This window comes from Aliihoeflea sp. 40Bstr573, assembly GCF_024105655.1.
GTDB lineage: Bacteria > Pseudomonadota > Alphaproteobacteria > Rhizobiales > Rhizobiaceae > Aliihoeflea.
Map to the genome: position 1 here is coordinate 111709 of NZ_JAAAMH010000006.1, position 19243 is coordinate 130951.

Sequence of the window (19243 nt, forward strand, 5' to 3'; positions counted from 1 at the left end):
GGATCAGCCATGAACGATCGTCCGGAAAACGAACGCGCGACTGACCAGACCGATGCCGGCGGGCCGGCCGACATCAATGTCGAGGCCAGCGCGGACATCGCCGAGGGCCAGGATAACCAAGCCGATTTCGAGGCGTTCATGCGCCTTGCAAAGGAAAACGAGGAGTTGAAGGATCGCGCGCTGCGCCTTGCAGCCGAGATGGAGAACCTGCGCCGCCGCACGCAGCGCGAGGTGGCCGACGCCAAGAGCTACGCGGTCGCCAATTTCGCCCGCGACATGCTGGCGGTCTCCGACAACATGCGCCGCGCGCTCGACGCCATCCCGGCCGAGGCGAAAGCCTCGGACGATGCCGGCTTCAAGTCGCTGATCGAGGGCGTGGAGATGACCGAGCGCGACATGCTCGGGGCACTCGAACGCCATGGCGTCAAGCGGCTCGCGCCGGAGGGGGAACGCTTCGATCCGAACTTCCACCAGGCAATGTTCGAAATCCCCAATCCCGACGTGCCGAACAATACGGTGCTGCAGGTGGTTCAAAGCGGCTACGTGATCGGCGAGCGCGTGCTGCGCCCGGCCATGGTCGGCGTCTCGAAGGGCGGCCCCAAGGCGGGAGCCGCCGATGCGCCTGCAGAGCCCGGCCCGCCCAACCCGCAGTCCGAGAAGGACGCCTGACGCAAAACGGGAAACGGGGAGAAGAAGGGCGCCGCATGGGCGCCTTTTTCGTAGGCAATCGTATATCGGCCGGCGTCGACTCTGCGGTTTCATTCCTCCCTAACCCGGGCTTGTTCGGATGATCGACGCGCCACTTTGCCAGGGAGGGCGAATTGAACCTGCTTCTTTTCCTGGACTATGCCGGCATCGCTGTCTTCGCCGCGACGGGCGGGCTGGCCGCCTCGCGCAAGCAGCTCGACATCATCGGCTTCCTGTTCCTTGCCGGCGTCACGGCAATCGGCGGCGGCACGTTCCGCGATCTGGTTCTCGACGTCCCGGTCTTCTGGATCGCCAATCACAACTACCTGCTGGTCTGCGGCGTTGTCGCGGTTGCTGTGTTCTTCGGCGCACATCTGGTCGAATCGCGATACCGGCTTCTGCTCTGGCTCGATGCGGTGGGCCTTTCCGCCTACTGCGTCTTCGGCGCCTACAAGGGGCTCGAGGTGACGGGCTCGCCGGTCATTGCGGTCGTGACCGGCGTCCTTACAGCGACCTTCGGCGGCATATTGCGGGACATTCTGGCGGGCGAGGCGTCGGTGCTGCTGCGCCCGGAGATTTACGTCACCGCCGCGCTGGCCGGCTCCGTCGTCTACGTGCTCGCCGACCTCGGCGGCTCGCCCGCCGGAGGCGCGGCGCTCATCGCCTTCTCGATGGCGTTTTTCGTGCGCGGAGGGGCGCTGGCCTATGGCTGGACATTCCCGCCCTACAAGAGCCGGCCGGGACGGGCGCCGGAGGATACGCACACGAGGTGACGCTCAACGGCGCCTCTAGATCAGCCCACGTTCCTCGGCCGCCTCTTTCAGGCTGAGCATGGGGCGAGGGCCGATCTGCTGGATGACGAGGCCCGCGGCCAGCGAGCCGAGGCGGCCGCAATCGGCGAGCGTGCGGCCGCTCGTATAGCCGTAGAGGAAGCCGGCGGCGTAGAGGTCGCCGGCGCCGGTGGTGTCGACGAGTTCGGCGATCTCGATCGCGTCCACGATCTCGGTTTCGCCGCGGCTGAGGACGACCGAACCCTTTTCCGAGCGTGTGACGATGGCGAGGCGGCAGTCCTTGCGGATCGCTTCAAGCCCGGCTTCGAAGGAGGACGTCTGATAGAGCGCCTTCAGCTCACTTTCGTTGGAAAAGACGATGTCGACCGTGCCGGAACGCATCAGGTCGAGGAATTCGTCGCGGTAGCGGTCGACGCAGAACGAATCCGAAAGCGTCATGGCGACCTCGCGGCCCGCCCGGTGCGCATGAGCGGCGGTCAGCCGGATCGCTTCCTTGGCGCGCGGCGGGTCCCACAGATAGCCTTCGAAATAGGTGACCTTGGCGCCGGTGGCCTTTTCGGCCTCGACGTCCTCGGGGCCGAGTTCGACGCAGGCGCCCAGATAGGTGTTCATCGAGCGCTCGCCGTCCGGCGTGACGAAGATCATCGAGCGCGCTGTGGGCGGCTTGTCGGCGAGCGGCCGGGTATCGAATGCGACGCCCTGCGCGCGAATGTCGTGCGTGTAGATCAGACCCAGATGGTCTGACGAGACCTTGCCGAAAAAGGCCGCGCTGCCGCCGAAGCTGGCAATGCCCGCCGCCGTGTTGCCGGCGCTGCCGCCCGAGGCCTCGATGGCCGGGCCCATATGCGCATAAAGATGCTCGGCGCGCTCGGCGTCGATCAGGTTCATAGCGCCCTTGATGATCTGGTTGTCCCGCAGGAAGGCGTCGTCGCAGCGGGCAATGATGTCAACGATGGCATTGCCGATGCAAAGCACGTCATACTGCGTCATCGAGGTCTCCGGTCGCTCGTCATGTCGGGGGAACGGGCTCCGTTTAGCGGCATCGCCGGCAAAGTGCAAACGCCTTGCCGCCTTGCCCCGTGCCCGCGCGGCACCTACTTGCCCGTGAACAACACCGGGGGCGACGCCATCATGATCCTTACCGCCGTGCGGCGCGCCGCCGCCAATTTGACCGAGCCGGAATTTCGCTCCGCCTTCTGGAAGTCTATCGGCTTGACGGTCCTTTTCCTGGTCGGGCTGTGGTTCGGGCTGCGCTACCTGTTCGAATGGCTGCTCTGGCCGTGGATGGTGATGATGGCCCCGGACCTGCCTGGCTGGGCCGATGCATGGGCGTCGTGGTTCGGTGTCTTTGCCGGAATCGCGGCCGGCATTGCGCTTGCGGCGGGTCTGGCGCTGCTGATTGCGCCGGTCACGGCGATCATCGCCGGCATGTTTCTCGACGATGTCGCCGAGATAGTCGAAACGCGGGACTATCCGCAGGATCCACCGGGTACCGCCGTGCCGCTGGTGCGGGCCGCGGTGCTGTCGCTGAAATTCTTCGGCATCGTCATCCTCGGCAACTTGCTGGCGCTGGTGCTGCTTCTGGTGCCGGGCGTGAACCTCGTCGCCTTCTTCGTCGTCAACGGCTACCTGCTCGGCCGCGAATTCTTCGAGTTCGCCGCCATGCGGTTCCGGTCGGAGGACGAGGCGAAGGCGCTTCGCCGCCGCCATTCGGGAACGGTGCTGATGGCCGGGTTCGTGATCGCCGGGTTGCTGGCGATCCCCGTGCTCAACCTGGCGACGCCGTTGTTCGCTGCGGCGCTGATGGTCCATCTGCACAAGGCAGTTTCGGTGCGGGACAGGGGGTAGTTCTAGCGAAAAGGGATCCCGGCCTTGCCACTGTGTTGGAGCCGATTGGTGGGTGGGACAGCAGGTTTTTTCTAGAGGAGACCCCCACCCTCTATCCTCCCCACAAGGGGGAGGGAGACGTGAGCGCCGAAGCTCGCTTTCCACCTGGCGCCAAGCGGCAGGATCAAGCGTATCGGAGACGCCCTCCCCCTTGTGGGGAGGACAGAAGGTGGGGGTCAACTCCAGAAAAAATCTGGTTCGAAGCGAGGCTCAGATCCTCGCGAGCCGCTCCGTCAGCAGCGCGAAAAAGCCGTCGGCGTCGATGTCGCGCATGACCTTGGCGTTCTTCGGCCGGCCCGTCGTGCCCCACCAGTCGACGACCGTGGCGCCCATGGTGAGTTCGGACATGGTCTCGACGACGACGTTGCACTCGCGGCCGGAGAAGAGATCGGGCTTCAGGAGCCAGGCGATGACACAGGGGTCGTGCAGCGGGCCGCCATCGGTGCCGTATTTCTGTTCGTCATAACGCTCGAAGAAATCGAGGAGCGCAGCGGTGGCTTCGCCGACCGGGGTTCCTATCGCGCGGATCGCCTCCACGCGGGCGCGGGTCGTGAGCGCCTTGTGGGTGACGTCGAGCGGCATCATGACGATCGGCACGCCCGATTTCAGCACGATGTCGGCCGCGTGCGGATCGACATAGATGTTGAACTCGGCGGAAGGGGTGACGTTGCCCTGCTCGAAATAGCCGCCGCCCATCAGCACGATCTGCCTGATGCGCCTGGCGATCTTCGGCTCCTTGACAAGGGCAAGCGCGATGTTGGTCAACGGCCCGAGCGGGCACAGCGTGACCGTGCCTTCCGGCTCGGCCATCAGCGTCTCGACCAGGTAATCGACGGCATGTTGCGACTGGAGCTGCATGGTCGGCTCGGGCAGGTCGGGGCCGTCGAGACCCGACTTGCCGTGGACTTCCTCGGCGGTGACGAGCTGGCGCATAAGCGGGCGGATCGCGCCGGAATAGACCTTGATGTCCGGGCGGCCGGCAAGCTCGCAAATCTTGCGCGCGTTCTTCTCGGTGAGCGCGAGCGGCACGTTGCCGGCCACCGCCGTGATGCCGATCACCGCCAGCTCCGGGCTCGCCAGCGCGAGAAGGATGGCGACAGCATCGTCCTGTCCCGGATCGGTGTCGATGATGATCTTGGCGGCCTGCGACATGTGATTTGGTCCCTCGCGTTCGACTTGAACTGCGTATGGCGACAATCCATATCAGGGTCAACGGCCAGGACGCCTTCGGGGTCCTGCCAGGAACGTCGCTCTTCGAGGACACGACATGACGCGAATGACACCTTTCTCGAATCCGCTTCTGCTCGGATTCGACACGATGGAAAAGACACTCGAGCGGGTCGCCAAATCCGGCGACAGCTACCCCCCCTACAACATCGAGCGACTGGCATCGGGCGAGAACGGCGGGCATCGCCTGCGCATCACCCTTGCCGTGGCAGGCTTTGCCGAAAGCGATCTCGACGTGTCGATCGAAGAAAACCAGCTCGTCGTTCGCGGCAAGCAGGTCGACGACGGTGAACGTGATTTTCTCCATCGCGGCATCGCGGCTCGGCAGTTCCAGCGCATTTTCGTTCTTGCGGACGGCATGCGCGTGACTGGCGCCGCCCTAACGAACGGACTTCTGGCGATCGACCTCGACCGTCCCGAGCCGGAACGGCTGGTAAAGAAAATCAATATTTTAGTGAAAGATTGATCACGGGATCAATCGGAACCGAAAGGCTCGGCTGCGGGTTGGTCCTTTGAGACGTCCCGGCAGGCCAAGGAGGCTGACGATGACTGAGAATCTACACCACGACAATCCTTTGACGAACGACGAGCTCGCGCATCTGGGCGAAGGCACTGTGGCCTACCTGCGCGAGATGGATTCGGACGATCTGCGCGGCAAGTTCCCCGGCATGCCGGAGATTGCCTCCGGGCTGCGCCTGTGGGCCGTGTTCGCCGCAGACGGCCGGCCGATCCTGCTGACAGACCAGCGTGAGACGGCGATCGCCGGCGCGATGCAGAACGATCTCGTTCCCGTCAGCATCCACTGATCACGTTCGGCCGAGCAGCCTGCAATCGATGCGTTCTGCGCTTGCCGCGGCTAAGTTGCCGAGATGCGCTCCGCTGAGTTTTGCGAACGGCGCTGAACCCATGAAACGAAAAAGGCGGCTTCGAGCCGCCTTTTTTGTGCCGCAAGAAAGCGTTCAGGCGGCGTTCGTGGTGGTGCTTTCAGAGAGCAAAGCGTGGATCGCGGAAGCGTCCGTCGTGCCCCTGAGCTTTGCGACCGTCTCGCTGTCGCGCAGCACGCGGGCCGTTCGCGACAGGGCCTTCAGGTGATCGGCGCCGGCGCTTTCGGGCGCCAGCAGCAGGAAGACCAGATCGACCGGCTGATCGTCCAGCGCCTCGAACTCGACCGGATGGTCGAGCCGGGCGAAGACGCCGGTAATCCGGCTAATCCCCGGTAACTTGCCGTGCGGGATCGCGATGCCGTTGCCGACGCCGGTCGAGCCCAGGCGTTCGCGCTGCAGGATCGTGTCGAAGATTTCCCGCTCGGGCAGTCCGGTGATCGATGCCGCCTTTTCGGCCAGAAGCTGCAAAAGTTGCTTCTTCGAATTGGCCTTCAAGGCCGGCATCACTGCCGAAGCCTCGATCAGATCGCTCAGATCCATTGGAAATCCTCTTGATCGCGCATCCGGCGGAACGCTTGGCGCCGGTGCCTAGTTCGTGTTCGCGCCCAAAGCCGAAGACGGGTCGATCCAGCCTATATTCCCGTCCGGGCGTCGATAGACGATGTTGACCGAATCGGTTCCCGCATTGAGGAAGACGACGACCGGCGTGTCCTTGGTGTCGAGTTCGATGACCGCTGTCGCGACCGACATGGTCTGCAGCGCCACGGTGGATTCGGCGACGACGGCCGGTGCATAGTCGTCCGGCACCTCGTCATCCTCGTCGGCGACCGGCGACATGATGCGATAGGCCATGTCGATGGCGTTCGCGCCGTTGGTGCCGGTATTGTGCGACTTCAGCCGGCGCTTGTAGCGGCGCAGGCGCTTTTCGATACGCTCGGCCGCGCCGTCGAAGGCGAGCTGCGGGTCCTGCGCCTGACCGGTCGCCTGCAGCACCATTCCGGTGTCGATATGGATCGAGCAGTCCGCGGTAAAGCGCGAGCCGGCCTTCTCGACGGTCACCCGCCCCGAGAATCCGCCGTCGAAATACTTGTCGACCGCGTCGCCGATACGGCTTTCGATCCGCGTGCGGAACGCATCGCCGATCTCCATGTGCTTTCCCGAAATGCGCAGACTCATGACCTATCTGACCTTCTGTTCATGCTGACCGGGCCGTTGGTGACCCACTAGGGTACATAGGCGAGTGTATACCCGTCGCCAGCCTGCACAAGGTTTTCCGGCACCGTCTCCCCACGACGTCGGGGCCGGGCCGGAGGCGAACATGCGCCGAAGACCGGCGGCATTTTCAGCCCCGGTCCATTGCGGCGCGGCTTCTAGTCCCTTAACGAAACCTTGTCAATGAAGGCCGGGAATTCAGGCCGAAAGTGCCGCTCTCGCGCGCTTCTCGCGCCGGCGCTGAACGGAGGAGGCAAGGTTCATGCCTTCGCGGTATTTCGCCACTGTGCGCCGCGCGATGTCGATTCCGTCCTGCTTGAGAATGTCCATGATCGCGTCGTCGGACAGGACATTCTCGGGGCTTTCGGCTTCGATCAGGGCGCGGATGCGGTCGCGCACCGCCTCCGACGAATGCGCGTCGCCACCGCCGGACGCCGCAATCGCGACGGTGAAGAAATAGCGGAACTCGAAGACGCCGCGCGGCGTCATCATGAACTTGTTCGACGTCACGCGGCTGACGGTGGATTCGTGCATGCCGATCGCGTCGGCGACGGTCTTGAGGTTCAAGGGGCGAAGACGGCGTACGCCGTGGGCGAGGAACGCGTCCTGCTGGCGCACGATCTCCGTCGCGACCTTCAAGATGGTGCGCGCGCGCTGGTCGAGCGAGCGGACCAGCCAGTTGGCGCTCTGCAGGCATTCGGAGACGAAGTCGCGGTCCTCGCGCTGGCGCGCCCCGCGCGTGACCGTCGCGGCATAGGATTGGTTGACGAGGACGCGCGGCAGGGCGTCGGGATTGAGATCGATGGCCCAGCTTCCGTCGGGTGCGGCCCGCACGACGACGTCTGGCTTGATGATTTCGGCCGTGTCCACGACAAAGGCGAGACCGGGCTTGGGATCGAGGCCGCGCAGCTCGGCCAGCATGTCCAGAAGGTCTGCCTCGTCGACGCCGCACAGCTTCTTCAGCGTCGCGAAATCGCGCCGGGCGACGAGTTCGAGATGGGCGACCATCGCCGCCATGGCGGGATCGAGCCGGTCGCGCGCGGCAAGCTGCAGGGCAAGGCACTCGGCAAGGTCACGGGCAAAGAGACCTGCCGGATCGAAGCGCTGGCAAAGGCCCAGAACGCGGCTGGCATCGGCGTGCGGCACACCGAGCCGTTCGGCGATGTCGTCGAGGTCGGCGCGCATGTAGCCGTCCTCGTCGAGCGCGTCGCAGAGTTCTGCGGCGATGACGCGGTCCTGCGGCGAGCGGATCGAGAGCGCGATCTGCTCGCGCACATGCTGGCGAAGATCGGGCCTGCCGGGCGCGAAATCGAAGCTGTCGAACCCGCTGTCGGCCGCGCCGGGCGAAGATGAACTGGCGGAGGACGAAAGGGCTGCAAGGCCGGGCTCGTCGGGGAAGACGTTCTCGATCGATGTGTCGAGCTGATCGGCCATGCGCTGGGAACTCGATCCGTCGCTCGCCTCGAACCATTCGTCGACGCCGTCCTCGGAGGAGGGCTCGTGGTGCGGCGCCTCCTCATCGGGCGCGTCCTCGGCTTCTGCCCGTTCGAGCAGCGGATTGCGCTCGATTTCCTCATCGATGAACTTTTCGAGTTCGAGCTGGGTGAATTGCAGAAGGCGGATCGACTGCAGCAATTGCGGCGTCATCACCAGCGATTGCGACTGCCTTAGCTGAAGTCTGGCTCCAAGCCCCATCTCGCCCCGATCCCGTAAGGGCCGTTTTCGGCCTCTCGTCTGAGCGATAACAAACTGGCCCGGGACTTGCTTGTCAAGCCGATTGGGCTTTGGTGAAGTCGAAATCCGGCTAAAGGGTAAAGCCTTCACCCAGATAAAGGCGGCGCACGTCGGGATTGGCGACGATTTCGGCCGGGCGGCCATGGGTGAGGACCTGGCCGGCGTGGATGATGTAGGCGCGGTCGATGAGGCCGAGGGTCTCGCGCACGTTATGGTCGGTGACGAGCACGCCGATGCCGCGCGAGGTCAACTGACGCACGAGATGCTGGATGTCGGAGACGGCGATCGGGTCCACGCCGGCGAAGGGCTCGTCTAGCAGCATGAAATTGGGCTTGGAGGCCAGCGCGCGTGCGATCTCGAGGCGCCGCCGCTCCCCGCCCGACAGCGCGATCGAGGCGGACTTGCGCAGGTGCGAGATGTGGAACTCCTCGAGCAGTTCGTCGAGCCGCTCCTCGCGCACCTTGCGGTTCTTCTCGGTAACCTCGAGGATGCCGCGAATGTTCTGCTCGACGGTCAGCCCACGGAAGATCGAGGCCTCCTGCGGCAGATAGCCGATGCCGAGCCGCGCGCGACGGTACATCGGCAACGAGGTGACGTCGTTTCCGTCGATCTCGATCGTCCCCTGATCGACCGGGACGAGGCCTGTCACCATGTAGAAGCAGGTGGTCTTGCCGGCGCCGTTTGGTCCAAGCAACCCGACGGCCTCACCGGCGCGAACGCCGATGGAAACGCCCGAGACAACCTGACGGCCCTTGTAGCTCTTCGTCAGCCCGCGCGCGATCAGCGTGCCCTTGAAGCGGCGCGGATCGATCGTGCTGGCTGTCGTGGCCGCGGCTTCCGGACGGTTGAGCATGGTTCTCGCTTACTGTCTTTGCGAGCCGGGTTGCAGCAGCATGCGCACGCGCCCGCCGCCCTCGTTGCCGCAGCCATCGAGATTCGCAACGCCGGTGTTCATCTGCACGGTGAGCTGGCAGCCGACGATGACATTCTCGCCCTCCGTCAGCACGACCTCGCGGCCCGAAAGGGTCAGGAGCTCTGTGCCCATGTCGAACGTGCCCCGGTCGCCGGTCGCGACCTGGCTTGCGGTCTGGATGTAGACGGTGTCCTCGACCTCGATGCGCTCAATGTCGGAGGCTCCGGTCGTCGGGGTGGATGCGCCGGTAGAGCCGTCGCTGACGTAGTGGACGACCATGCGGCCTGCGCGCAGCGTCGTCTCGCCCTGCACGACCTGGACGTTGCCGGTGAAGACCGCGGTACCGTCATTGTCGCGCACCTCAAGCCGGTCGCTCTCGATCTCGATTGGCTGGTCGCCGTCGAGCTGGAGGCCCGACATCCGGCTCTCCTGCTGCGAAAATGCCGGCTGCGCCATGGCGAGCGCGAACGCGACGACGGCAAATCCAGCAAGCGCCTGGCCGCAAATCCCCCTCATCCCCGTCCTCATTATTGCGTCACCCCTTTGGTGTTGGACGCGGATTGCAGTTTTTCGCCATTGATGCGCATGCGCACCCGGTTCTCGAAAATCAGGACCGCGCCGTCATCGGCGATTTGCATGGAGTCGGCGGTAACGTGCGTCCCGTCAAGATCAATTTCGACCGGATCGCTGGTTTGCAGCGCTCCGGTCGAGATGTCGACGATGGCCGACTGGAACTGTGCGTTGATGCCCTTCTCGGTCCGGACCGTCATCGGGCTGGTAACGTCGAGGCGGTTGGCGGCGCGGTCGAACGTACCGGTTTCGGTGATGACCGTGACCCAGTCGTCGCCTTCGAGCGGCAGCCGTGCGTTGATTTCCTCAAGGTCGATCCGGTCGCCCTGGCCGATCACCTGCGAGGCTCGCGCCGCGCTCATCGAATAGGGGCGGTTGTCGGAAGTGAAGCCGTCGAGCTTTGGATTCTGCATGACGAGGCGGCCGTCCTCCACCGAGGTCGAGCCGAGTTGGAAGCCGATGGAACCCGGCGACGAAAGCCAGGCAGCGGCAACGAAGACGACGCCGAGCGCAGCGGCGCCAACCGGCAGTGCGATCTTGAGGAACCGAACCCGGCTGGAATGGCGCTGGGCGCGCGCGAAAAGGTCGTCCGGCCTTGAAACGTCACTCATGTCGAAACCTCTGCCGGGGCAATCGATCCGACCCCGATATCTATCCCCGATGCCTGTGGCATCCGGTGATGGCTGAATTCTTCGTTCCCATGACGCCATTTGACTGAAGCATTGGTGAACGAAATCTTCCAGCAGCCTGAATAAGCACCCAATATGGTGATTTTCCGGCTATTGAACAGGGGTGCCCGTCACGCAAGGTGAAGGGCATCGGGTCGCACCGCCAGCAGTGCTCCCTTCTATCGCCCTCCGCCTTGGGGTAGAAAGGGCTTGCAAGCAAGAAGGACAAGGTGGCATGGCCGCACGAGCCGACGACCTGATCGACCGCAGACGCCTGCGGCGCAAGCTTTCATTCTGGCGCGTCGCCGCGATCCTGCTCGTCGCCGCGATCGTGATCGCGACCACAAGCTATTTCTGGCGTGACGGCGCGGGGGCGGGCATGGACCACATCGCCCGCATCAAGATCGAAGGCACGATCACCGAGGACGAGGAACTGCTGGAGCGTCTCGAGCGCGTGCAGGAATCCGCCACGGTCAAGGGCGTCATCTTGCACATCAACTCACCCGGCGGCACGACCGCCGGCGGCGAGGCCGTGTTCGAGGCCGTGCGCAGGCTGGCGGTCGAAAAGCCCGTCGTCGCTCAGGTCGGGACGCTTGCCGCCTCTGCAGGATACATGATCGCCAGCGCCGCAGACCACATCGTCGCGCGCCAGTCCTCGATCGTCGGCTCGATCGGGGTCTTGTTCCAGTATCCCGACGTCACGGAGCTGATGGACAATATCGGGATCAAGGTCGATGGCGTGAAATCCTCGCCGCTGAAGGCCGAGCCCTCGCCCTTCACGCCGACGACCGAAGAGGAGCGTGCGATGATCCGCGCCCTCGTCATGGACAGCTACGACTGGTTCGTCGGCCTCGTTCAGGATCGCCGCCCGCTCGACCGCGCCGAGGTACTGGCGCTGGCCGACGGGTCGATCTTCACCGGCCGGCAGGCGCTCGAAAGCAGGTTGGTCGACAGCCTTGGCGGCGAGGAGGAAGCGGTGCGCTGGCTCGGGACACGCGGCGTCGATGGCGAACTCGACGTCGTCGAGTGGAAGCCGCGCAACCAGGGCGGCTGGTGGGGCGTGGGGTCGCAGGCGACGATCGTCTCGCTCTTCGGGCTCGACCGCCTTGCCGATCAGCTTTTGGTCCGCGCCGGACTGGAACCCTTGTTTCTTGACGGGCTTGTATCGGTCTGGCAACCTCGCTCCTCATCGACGGCCGACTAAAAATTTAATGAAATCATTCGGCTAGAGGATCGGGCCAGAGAGTGGTAACCGGTTTTGCGGATCGGCCCGGTGGCGGGTCGGTGATGCGGATCGTCTCGAACCTCGACGAGGAGGCCGGCGATCCCAATGCGGCGGGTCCTGGAGAGGGATGGACAATGATCAAATCCGAACTGGTGCAGACGATTGCCAACCGCAATCCGCATCTTTTCCTGCGCGACGTGGAAAATATCGTCAACGCGATCTTCGACGAGATCACCGAGGCCTTGGCACAGGGCAACCGCGTGGAACTGCGTGGATTCGGCGCATTTTCGGTCAAGAACCGGCCGGCCCGCGTGGGGCGGAACCCGCGCACGGGCGAGGCCGTTGAAGTCGAGGAAAAATGGGTCCCCTTCTTCAAGACCGGCAAGGAACTGCGCGAGCGCCTGAATACCGACGCCTGAGCCTCAAGCCGCCAAACGGAGCACGCATGCGCAAATTCCTCGGTCTCGCCATCTATCTTCCGATTGCGATCATTCTGATCGCGCTTGCAGTGGCGAACCGCGGCTGGGTGCCGTTCTCGCTCGACCCGTTCAACGCCGACCATCCGGCGCTGACCTTCGAAGCGCCGCTCTTCGTGCTTTTGTTCCTGACGCTGGTGGTGGGCATGTTCCTGGGGTCGATCGCGACCTGGCTGCGCCAGGCCCCCTATCGCAAGATGGCGCGCCAGCACCGCGCCCAACAGCCCGAATCCACCGACGCCACCGGAAAGGTCGTGGCACGCCCGCGCGCCTGAGCTGCGCTGATGTGCAGGCCTGAGCAGCCTGCAAATGGACGCTTTCGCGCTTTCGCGCTTCCGCTGCTCAAGCGCCCAAGCCTGGGGCGCGCCGGTTACCCTGAGATTTCGTTGATCAGCGCGGTGAGGCCCGAAAGATCGGGCATCTCGCGAAAGCGCGGATGGGCCTGCGGCTTGTCGGCGTGCTCGAAGCTCCAGGTCAGTTCGTGCGGGACGTAGACGCCCCAGCTTCCGGCGCCAAGAGCTGGCAGCACGTCCGATTTCAGCGAACTGCCGATCATCATCGCGGCCGACGGATCGTGTCCGCCAGCGGAGAAGATGCGCGCATAGGTCGCCTCGCTCTTGTCCGAGACGATCTCGACCGCGTCGAAATGCTCGCCCAGCCCGGAAGCGGCCAGTTTGCGCTCCTGGTCGAAAAGGTCGCCCTTGGTTATGAGAACGAGGCGGTAGCGGCCGGCGAGCGCCTCCAGCGCTTCGGTGGCATGCGGCAACGTCTCGACCGGATGGCGCAGCATCTCACGCCCGGCTGCGAGGAGCTTCGCGATGGTCTGCGCGTCCACCTTGCCTTCGGTTACCTCGATCGCGGTCTCGATCATCGACAGGGTGAAGCCCTTGATGCCAAAGCCGTAATGCCCAAGATTGCGCTTCTCGGCATCGAGCAGGCGCTGGGTCAGAACCTCCTTGTGCGCATGATCGGCGAGGAGTTCGACGAAATGCGCCTCGGTCATGCGGAAGAACTGCTCGTTCTGCCACAGCGTGTCGTCGGCGTCGAAGCCGATGGTGGTGAGTGCGCGTGTCATCTGCCTTTCCTTGCGAATGCCGCGCCTCTATGGCAGAAGCGCGGCCGTCTGTCCCGAACGAGATCAAGAGCTTGAAGTCCAAGGAGCGCAACAGGCGCCGCGACCGGCCCGACAAGTCCGACCGTGCGCCCCAGTTGGCGCCGGCCATCAAGGCCGTGCGCGACCTGACGCGCCGCAAGGGCGCACTGCCGGACGAGAAGCTGCCGCTCATCCTCGAAGTCGCGCCGAACAACGACTATGCGCTGATCGATTCCGGCGCCAGCCGCAAGCTCGAGCAATACGGTCCCTATCGCATCGTGCGGCCGGAGGGGCAGGCGATCTGGCAGCCAGCGCTCGGGGCCCGGGACTGGGAGAATGTCGACGCGATCTTCACCGGCGACACGGACGAGGAAGGCATGGGCCGCTGGCGCTTTCCAAAAAGCCCGCTCCGCGAGACCTGGCCGATGAAGCACGACGGCATCGACTATCTCGGCCGCTTCACCTCGTTCCGCCATGTCGGTGTCTTTCCCGAGCAGGCCTCGCACTGGTCGCAGATGGAGGAATGGATCAGAACGGCGAAGCGACCGGTGAAGGTGCTGAACCTTTTCGGTTATACCGGCGTCGCCTCGCTCGTCGCCGCGCGCGCCGGTGCCGAAGTCACCCATGTCGACGCCTCGAAGAAGGCGATCGGCTGGGCGCGCGAGAATCAGGAGATGGCAGGGCTCGGCGACAAGCCGATCCGCTGGATCTGCGAGGACGCGATGAAGTTCGTCGAGCGCGAGGAACGCCGCGAGAGCCGCTACGACATCATCCTCTTCGACCCGCCCGCCTATGGGCGCGGACCGAAAGGCGAGGTCTGGCAACTCTTCGACGACCTGCCGGCGATGGCCGACATCTGCCGCTCGATCCTGACCGACAGGCCGATCGGCGTGGTGCTGACGGCCTATTCGATCCGCTCGTCCTTCTTCGCGATCCATGCGCTGATGCGCGACATCTTCGCCGGCATGGGTGGACGGGTGGAATCGGGCGAACTCATCATCCGCGAGCAATCGGTCGGCCGGGCGCTCTCGACCTCGCTCTTTTCGCGATGGGTGTCGGCATGAGCGAGACGAGGACGCCGCGCGTCGGCCAGGTGAAGGAAATCACCAGCCTCGCCAACCCGATCGTCAAGGACATCAAGGCGCTGGCGCTGAAGAAATTCCGTGACGAGCAGCACGCCTTCATGGCCGAAGGGCTGAAGCTCGTCATCGACGCGCTCGAAGGGGGCTGGACGATCCGCACGCTGATCTATTCAAAGGCCGGGCGCGCAAACGCGTCGGTCGAGAAAATCGCCTCGCGCACGGTGGCGCTGGGCGGGCTCGTGCTCGAAGTCTCCGAAAAGGTTCTCGGCGCGATCACGAGGCGCGACAACCCGCAGATGGTGGTCGGCGTCTTCGAACAGAAGCTGGCGAAGCTGGCCGACATCAGACTGGAAGCCGGCGACGTCTGGGTGGCGCTCGACAGGGTCCGCGATCCGGGCAATCTGGGAACAATCATTCGCACGGTCGACGCAGTGGGCGCCCGGGGCGTGATCCTCGTCGGCGAGACGACCGACCCATTCTCTCTGGAAACGGTACGGGCGACGATGGGCTCGGTCTTTTCCGTGCCGGTCGCGCGCGCGACGCCCGAGGCGTTCCTGGCCTGGAAGGCAAAGGCGGGAGCGATGCTCGTCGGCACGCATCTGAAAGGCTCGGTTGACTATCGCACGCCGAACTACAAGGGCCGCCCCCTGGTGATCCTGATGGGCAACGAGCAGCAGGGCCTGCCGGACGAACTGGCAAGGGCCTGCGACGAACTCGTGCGGATCCCGCAGGTCGGAAAGGCGGATTCGCTCAATCTTTCCGTCGCGACGGGCGTGATGCTTTACGAGGTGCGCCGCGCCGCACTCGACATCGGAGACAGACTGGCGTGAGCGAGACACACCCCCGCAACTGGAAGGTTCTGGCCGCTTACGTGCTGGTGGTCGTCGCCGCGATCGGCCTCGACCAGTGGATCAAGTTCTGGGTCGAGACGCATATGGCGATGCATGTTCGCATCGACCTCTTTCCCACCTTCGCGCTCTACCGCACGCACAATACGGGCATCGCCTTTTCGATGTTGTCGGATTTCGGGTCCGTCGGCCTCGTATTCCTGACGGCGGCGGTCACGCTCTTCGTGCTCTATCTCGCTTCCAAGTCCGAGCCGCATCAACGCTGGGCGCGACTTGGCTTCGCCCTGATCATCGGCGGAGCGATCGGCAATCTGATCGACCGCGTCTGGCTGGGCTACGTCGTCGACTACTTCCTGTTCTATCTGCCCAACTGGTCGTTTGCCGTCTTCAACCTCGCCGACGCCTTCATCACGGTCGGCGCGATGCTCGTTATTCTCGAAGAGTTCATCGCATGGCGAAAGTCGCGCGCGCAAAGTTGACGCCTCATCCTGGACGCTCCAAATTCGCTGCAACTTAAAACAGCAACTTCAGGGAGCCTCGATGTCGGACAGTTTCAGAGCCCTTCTCGTCTCGCGCGACGAGAATAAGGTGCAATCGGTTGGCCTGGTCGACATGACCGAAGCCGACCTGATGGAAGGCGACGTGACGGTCGCTGTCGAGGCCACCACGGTCAACTACAAGGACGGGCTCGCGATCACCGGCAAGGCGCCGGTCGTGCGCCGGTGGCCGCTGATCCCGGGCATCGACTTCGCCGGCACGGTGACGCAATCGAGCCACCCGGACTGGAAGGCCGGCGACAAGGTCGTCCTGAATGGCTGGGGCGTCGGCGAGACCCATCACGGCGCCTATGCGGGCCGCGCGCGCGTCAAGGGCGACTGGCTGGTGCGCCTGCCCGACGGCATGAGCGCGAAGGATGCGATGGCGGTCGGCACGGCCGGCTACACGGCGATGCTGTGCGTCATGGCGCTGGAGCGGCACGGCATCGTGCCCGCGCGCGGGCCGGTCGTCGTGACTGGCGCTGCCGGCGGTGTCGGCTCGGTCGCCATCGCCATTCTCGCCAAGCTCGGCTATCGGGTGATCGCCTCCACGGGCCGCGTTTCGGAAACGGAATACCTGAAATCGCTCGGCGCGGCCGACATCATCGACCGCGAGGAACTGGCCCAGCCGGCCAAGGCGCTCGGCAAGGAGCGCTGGGCGGGCGGCATCGACGCGGTCGGCAGCCACACGCTGGCCAACGTCCTGTCGATGACGTCGTATGGCGGCGCGGTCGCCGCCTGCGGCCTCGCCGGGGGCATGGACCTGGCGACGAGCGTCGCGCCCTTCATCTTGCGCGGTGTCTCTCTGCTTGGCATCGACTCGGTGATGGCGCCGCGCGAAATTCGCGAAGAAGCCTGGAAGCGCATCGGCTCCGATCTCGATACGGGCAAGCTCTCCTCCATCTCGACGACGATCGGATTCGACGGCATCGAACAGGCCGCGCGCGACATTGTCGAAGGCAAGATCAGGGGCCGCGTGGTCGTCGAAATGTAACGGTTTGAGGGGCTTTCGGCGCGATCGCTAAAATTATAACGATTGCGCCGATCCTTCCCTAACGGGGCCGTGGCATGGTCTTGCCATGAAGCCCGGCCTCCATATCCGCCCGCCTGACGAGGAGCCGAACGCCGCACCGCGCGCGCACGTCTCCCCGTTGCGCCGGCCGGTGGTTGCGCCGCCAATGGCGATGGACTTGCCGGAAGAGCCGGCGGCACGGCTCTATTCGGCCGGGCTGCCGGTCGCCGGCTTCCTGATGGCGATCGCGGTCGTCGCTTTCCTGACCGATGCCGCCTATGTCGTTTCCGTTCCGCTCGTTGCCGGCGCGCTGACGCTCGCCGGACTTTCGCTCTTCGTTCCGCAGCGCGGCCAGCGCGGTGCGGTGCGCGCGGTGCAACTGCGCCTGCCGACATGGAAGGCGCCGCCGCTCGATCCGTGGTCGACGCCGGACCTGATCGAGGCGCTTGGGCTTGCACGGATGACGCGGGACGGCGAAGGACGCATCCTCGTCGTCAGCGACGAGATGGCGAGAATGCTCGGCCAGACGCCAGACAGGCTGCGCGGCGCGACGCTGAAGGACTTCGGCATCGACCTGGCGACCGCGCCGGAGGCGGCCTTCGCCAAAAAGCCCGCGATCAGCGCGATCGATATCGCACTGCCCGGCCAGCCGACGGAGCGCTGGCTGTCCTGGCTCGAACTGTCGGAGCGGCGCGAGGACGGGACGGTGCGCCATCATGCGGTGGCGCGCGACATCACCGAGCGCAGGATGGCCGAAACCGCCCGCGAGGTCGCGCGCCGGCAGGCGGTGGAGGCGAGCCGGGCGAAATCGCGCTTCCTGGCGACGGTGAGCCATGAAATCCGAACGCCGATGAACGGCATCATGGGCATGGCGCAGCTTCTGGGCCAGACCGTGCTGACGCCGGAGCAATCGACCTATGTCGGTGCGATCTCGACGTCGTCGAGCGCGCTTCTGGCGCTGATCGAGGATCTGCTCGACTACTCCAAGATCGAGAGCGGCCGGCTCGAACTCGACCAGCGTGCGACGAACGTGCGTGAGTTGGGCGAGAATGTCGTCGAGCTTCTCGCGGCGCGGGCGCATGCCAAGGGCATCGGGCTTGGCCTTTATGTCGCAGCCGACGTGCCGGAGCGCGTCCTGCTGGACGGCGGAAAGCTGCGCCAGATCCTGCTGAACCTCGTCGGCAACGCGATCAAGTTCACCGATCGCGGCGGTGTGCTGGTCAAGGTGCTGCGCCGCCAGGTGGATGGCGCCCAAATGCTGCGCGTGAGCGTTCGCGACACCGGACCGGGTCTGGCGCCCGCCGATCTGGCGCGCATCTTCATGGAGTATGAGCAGGCGGGCTCCGACGCGGCGCTGAGGCAGGCGGGCGCCGGCCTCGGCCTTGCGATCTCGCAGCGCATTGCCGAGGCGATGGGCGGCCGTCTGACGGCGGCGAGCAAGCCGGCGCGCGGCAGCATTTTCGCCGCTCAGATCCCCGTCGGCGTGTTGGAAGAGGCGATCACGGGCGCGCCGCTTGCCGGCAAACGGGTGCTGATCGTCTCGCGAAACCGCATGGAGGCCGAGGCAATGGCGCTTTGCGTGCGCGACCATGGCGGCATGGCCGCAATCGCACGCACGGTGGAGGAGGCCGCAGGGATCGCCAAAGGCGGCGAGTTCACGCTTCTGGTGGTCGATGCTGCGCTCGAAAACGATGACGGGGCGCTGTTGCGGCGTCTGCGGCAGGTGTGCGGGCACGATGTGCCGGCCATTACCTTCGTCGATCCGAAATCGCGCGGTCGCGTCGGACACTTCCGCGCGCACGGCTACTCCCACTTCCTGCCGCGGCCTTTGCGGCGCGACACGCTGCTGAAGGTCTTGCTCGAGCGGATCGAGGAATCCAAGCCGGCAAAGCGGTTGACGATGGCGCAGGCCCAGACGGCGCTCAACGTGCTCGTCGCCGAAGACAACGAGATCAATGCGCTGCTCGCGCGATCTGCCCTCATGCGGGCCGGCCACCGGGTGGAGACGGTCGCCAACGGCCGGCTGGCGCTGGAAGCGGCGACCATGCGGCCGGGCCAGCGTTTCGACGTCATCCTGATGGACTTGCAGATGCCCGTCATGGACGGCATGGAAGCCATTGCCGCCATCCGTTCGCATGAGTCGCAGAACGGGCTGCCGGGGGTTCCGATCCTGGTCCTGAGCGCCGACGACCGGGCAGAAAGCCGGCAAACGATACTTGCGCACGGAGCCTCGGGCTTCATTGCCAAGCCTGTCGATCCGGCGCGGCTGATCGCGGTTCTGGACGACGCGGCGTCGCGGTGAACGCGCACTGGCGTGACTTTCGCGCCTGTCATGATAATGTTGCTCGAGGTGGCTATGGATCGCGCATCCGGTGATGTGGAGACTGGCCGATGCACC

22 protein-coding genes are annotated in these 19243 nt (G+C 65.0%); 13 read left to right on the forward strand and 9 right to left on the reverse strand.

Going from position 1 to position 19243, the window contains the following annotated elements:
- Window positions 1-9: 9 nt before the first annotated feature.
- Window positions 10-669 (forward strand): nucleotide exchange factor GrpE, encoded by a 660-nt coding sequence (gene grpE / locus GTK01_RS09925; RefSeq protein WP_252925722.1) that lies wholly within the window; start codon window positions 10-12, stop codon window positions 667-669.
- 152 nt (window positions 670-821) lie between these two features.
- The gene (locus GTK01_RS09930) at window positions 822-1460 is read left to right on the forward strand and encodes a trimeric intracellular cation channel family protein (RefSeq protein WP_252925723.1); all 639 of its coding nucleotides are present in this window, start codon (window positions 822-824) and stop codon (window positions 1458-1460) included.
- Between the two features lie 15 nt (window positions 1461-1475).
- Here GTK01_RS09930 and GTK01_RS09935 read toward each other — a convergent pair whose 3' ends face one another.
- On the reverse strand, window positions 1476-2468 hold the full coding sequence (locus GTK01_RS09935) for an adenosine kinase (protein ID WP_252925724.1): 993 nt from the start codon (window positions 2466-2468) through the stop codon (window positions 1476-1478).
- Between the two features lie 141 nt (window positions 2469-2609).
- Between GTK01_RS09935 and GTK01_RS09940 the strand changes: the two genes are divergently transcribed.
- Complete coding sequence (locus GTK01_RS09940; RefSeq protein ID WP_252925725.1) at window positions 2610-3326, forward strand: sulfate transporter family protein; 717 nt, start codon at window positions 2610-2612, stop codon at window positions 3324-3326.
- A gap of 249 nt (window positions 3327-3575) precedes the next feature.
- On the opposite strand, the gene GTK01_RS09945 is transcribed toward GTK01_RS09940, so the two are convergent.
- Window positions 3576-4517 (reverse strand): nucleoside hydrolase, encoded by a 942-nt coding sequence (locus GTK01_RS09945; RefSeq protein WP_252925726.1) that lies wholly within the window; start codon window positions 4515-4517, stop codon window positions 3576-3578.
- Between the two features lie 115 nt (window positions 4518-4632).
- Here GTK01_RS09945 and GTK01_RS09950 point away from each other — a divergent pair, with 115 nt between their 5' ends.
- Complete coding sequence (locus tag GTK01_RS09950; RefSeq protein WP_252925727.1) at window positions 4633-5058, forward strand: Hsp20 family protein; 426 nt, start codon at window positions 4633-4635, stop codon at window positions 5056-5058.
- A gap of 79 nt (window positions 5059-5137) precedes the next feature.
- On the forward strand, window positions 5138-5398 hold the full coding sequence (locus GTK01_RS09955) for a DUF1150 family protein (RefSeq protein ID WP_252925728.1): 261 nt from the start codon (window positions 5138-5140) through the stop codon (window positions 5396-5398).
- 153 nt (window positions 5399-5551) lie between these two features.
- On the opposite strand, the gene ptsN is transcribed toward GTK01_RS09955, so the two are convergent.
- The 6 genes from ptsN to lptC form a co-directional block, all read right to left on the reverse strand.
- On the reverse strand, window positions 5552-6016 hold the full coding sequence (ptsN, locus tag GTK01_RS09960; RefSeq protein ID WP_252925729.1) for a PTS IIA-like nitrogen regulatory protein PtsN: 465 nt from the start codon (window positions 6014-6016) through the stop codon (window positions 5552-5554).
- A gap of 48 nt (window positions 6017-6064) precedes the next feature.
- Window positions 6065-6652: a ribosome hibernation-promoting factor, HPF/YfiA family gene (hpf, locus tag GTK01_RS09965; protein ID WP_252925730.1), complete on the reverse strand. Its 588-nt coding sequence runs from the start codon at window positions 6650-6652 to the stop codon at window positions 6065-6067.
- A gap of 234 nt (window positions 6653-6886) precedes the next feature.
- Window positions 6887-8383 carry an RNA polymerase factor sigma-54 gene (gene rpoN, locus GTK01_RS09970; protein ID WP_252925731.1) on the reverse strand — a complete coding sequence of 499 codons (1497 nt, stop codon included), beginning with the start codon at window positions 8381-8383 and terminating at the stop codon, window positions 6887-6889.
- 109 nt (window positions 8384-8492) lie between these two features.
- Window positions 8493-9275 (reverse strand): LPS export ABC transporter ATP-binding protein, encoded by a 783-nt coding sequence (gene lptB, locus GTK01_RS09975; RefSeq protein ID WP_252925732.1) that lies wholly within the window; start codon window positions 9273-9275, stop codon window positions 8493-8495.
- A 9-nt stretch (window positions 9276-9284) separates the two neighbouring features.
- Entirely contained in the window at window positions 9285-9851 is a 567-nt protein-coding gene (locus GTK01_RS09980) for an LptA/OstA family protein (RefSeq protein ID WP_252925733.1), read from the reverse strand.
- A gap of 11 nt (window positions 9852-9862) precedes the next feature.
- Complete coding sequence (lptC, locus tag GTK01_RS09985; RefSeq protein ID WP_252925734.1) at window positions 9863-10516, reverse strand: LPS export ABC transporter periplasmic protein LptC; 654 nt, start codon at window positions 10514-10516, stop codon at window positions 9863-9865.
- Window positions 10517-10808: 292 nt separating this feature from the next.
- Here lptC and sppA point away from each other — a divergent pair, with 292 nt between their 5' ends.
- The 3 genes from sppA (at window position 10809) to GTK01_RS10000 (ending at window position 12549) form a co-directional block, all read left to right on the forward strand.
- Window positions 10809-11777, forward strand: coding sequence for a signal peptide peptidase SppA (sppA, locus tag GTK01_RS09990; protein WP_252925735.1), 969 nt, complete (start codon window positions 10809-10811; stop codon window positions 11775-11777).
- A 155-nt stretch (window positions 11778-11932) separates the two neighbouring features.
- Entirely contained in the window at window positions 11933-12217 is a 285-nt protein-coding gene (locus GTK01_RS09995) for an integration host factor subunit beta (RefSeq protein ID WP_252925818.1), read from the forward strand.
- Window positions 12218-12243: 26 nt separating this feature from the next.
- Window positions 12244-12549: a DUF1049 domain-containing protein gene (locus GTK01_RS10000; RefSeq protein WP_252925736.1), complete on the forward strand. Its 306-nt coding sequence runs from the start codon at window positions 12244-12246 to the stop codon at window positions 12547-12549.
- A gap of 95 nt (window positions 12550-12644) precedes the next feature.
- Here GTK01_RS10000 and GTK01_RS10005 read toward each other — a convergent pair whose 3' ends face one another.
- A complete protein-coding gene (locus tag GTK01_RS10005; protein WP_252925737.1) occupies window positions 12645-13349 on the reverse strand; it encodes an HAD family hydrolase in 705 nt (234 codons plus the stop codon).
- Between the two features lie 62 nt (window positions 13350-13411).
- Between GTK01_RS10005 and GTK01_RS10010 the strand changes: the two genes are divergently transcribed.
- From GTK01_RS10010 to GTK01_RS10030, 5 genes are all read left to right on the forward strand, one after another.
- Window positions 13412-14431, forward strand: a complete 1020-nt coding sequence (locus GTK01_RS10010; RefSeq protein ID WP_252925819.1) for a class I SAM-dependent methyltransferase — start codon at window positions 13412-13414, stop codon at window positions 14429-14431.
- A complete protein-coding gene (locus GTK01_RS10015) occupies window positions 14428-15279 on the forward strand; it encodes an RNA methyltransferase (RefSeq protein ID WP_252925738.1) in 852 nt (283 codons plus the stop codon). Before GTK01_RS10010 ends, GTK01_RS10015 begins: the two co-directional genes overlap by 4 nt.
- Window positions 15276-15776: a signal peptidase II gene (gene lspA / locus GTK01_RS10020; RefSeq protein WP_252925739.1), complete on the forward strand. Its 501-nt coding sequence runs from the start codon at window positions 15276-15278 to the stop codon at window positions 15774-15776. Before GTK01_RS10015 ends, lspA begins: the two co-directional genes overlap by 4 nt.
- Window positions 15777-15837: 61 nt before the next feature.
- On the forward strand, window positions 15838-16827 hold the full coding sequence (locus tag GTK01_RS10025; RefSeq protein WP_252925740.1) for an MDR family oxidoreductase: 990 nt from the start codon (window positions 15838-15840) through the stop codon (window positions 16825-16827).
- Between the two features lie 85 nt (window positions 16828-16912).
- Complete coding sequence (locus tag GTK01_RS10030; protein ID WP_252925741.1) at window positions 16913-19147, forward strand: response regulator; 2235 nt, start codon at window positions 16913-16915, stop codon at window positions 19145-19147.
- Window positions 19148-19243: the final 96 nt, after the last annotated feature.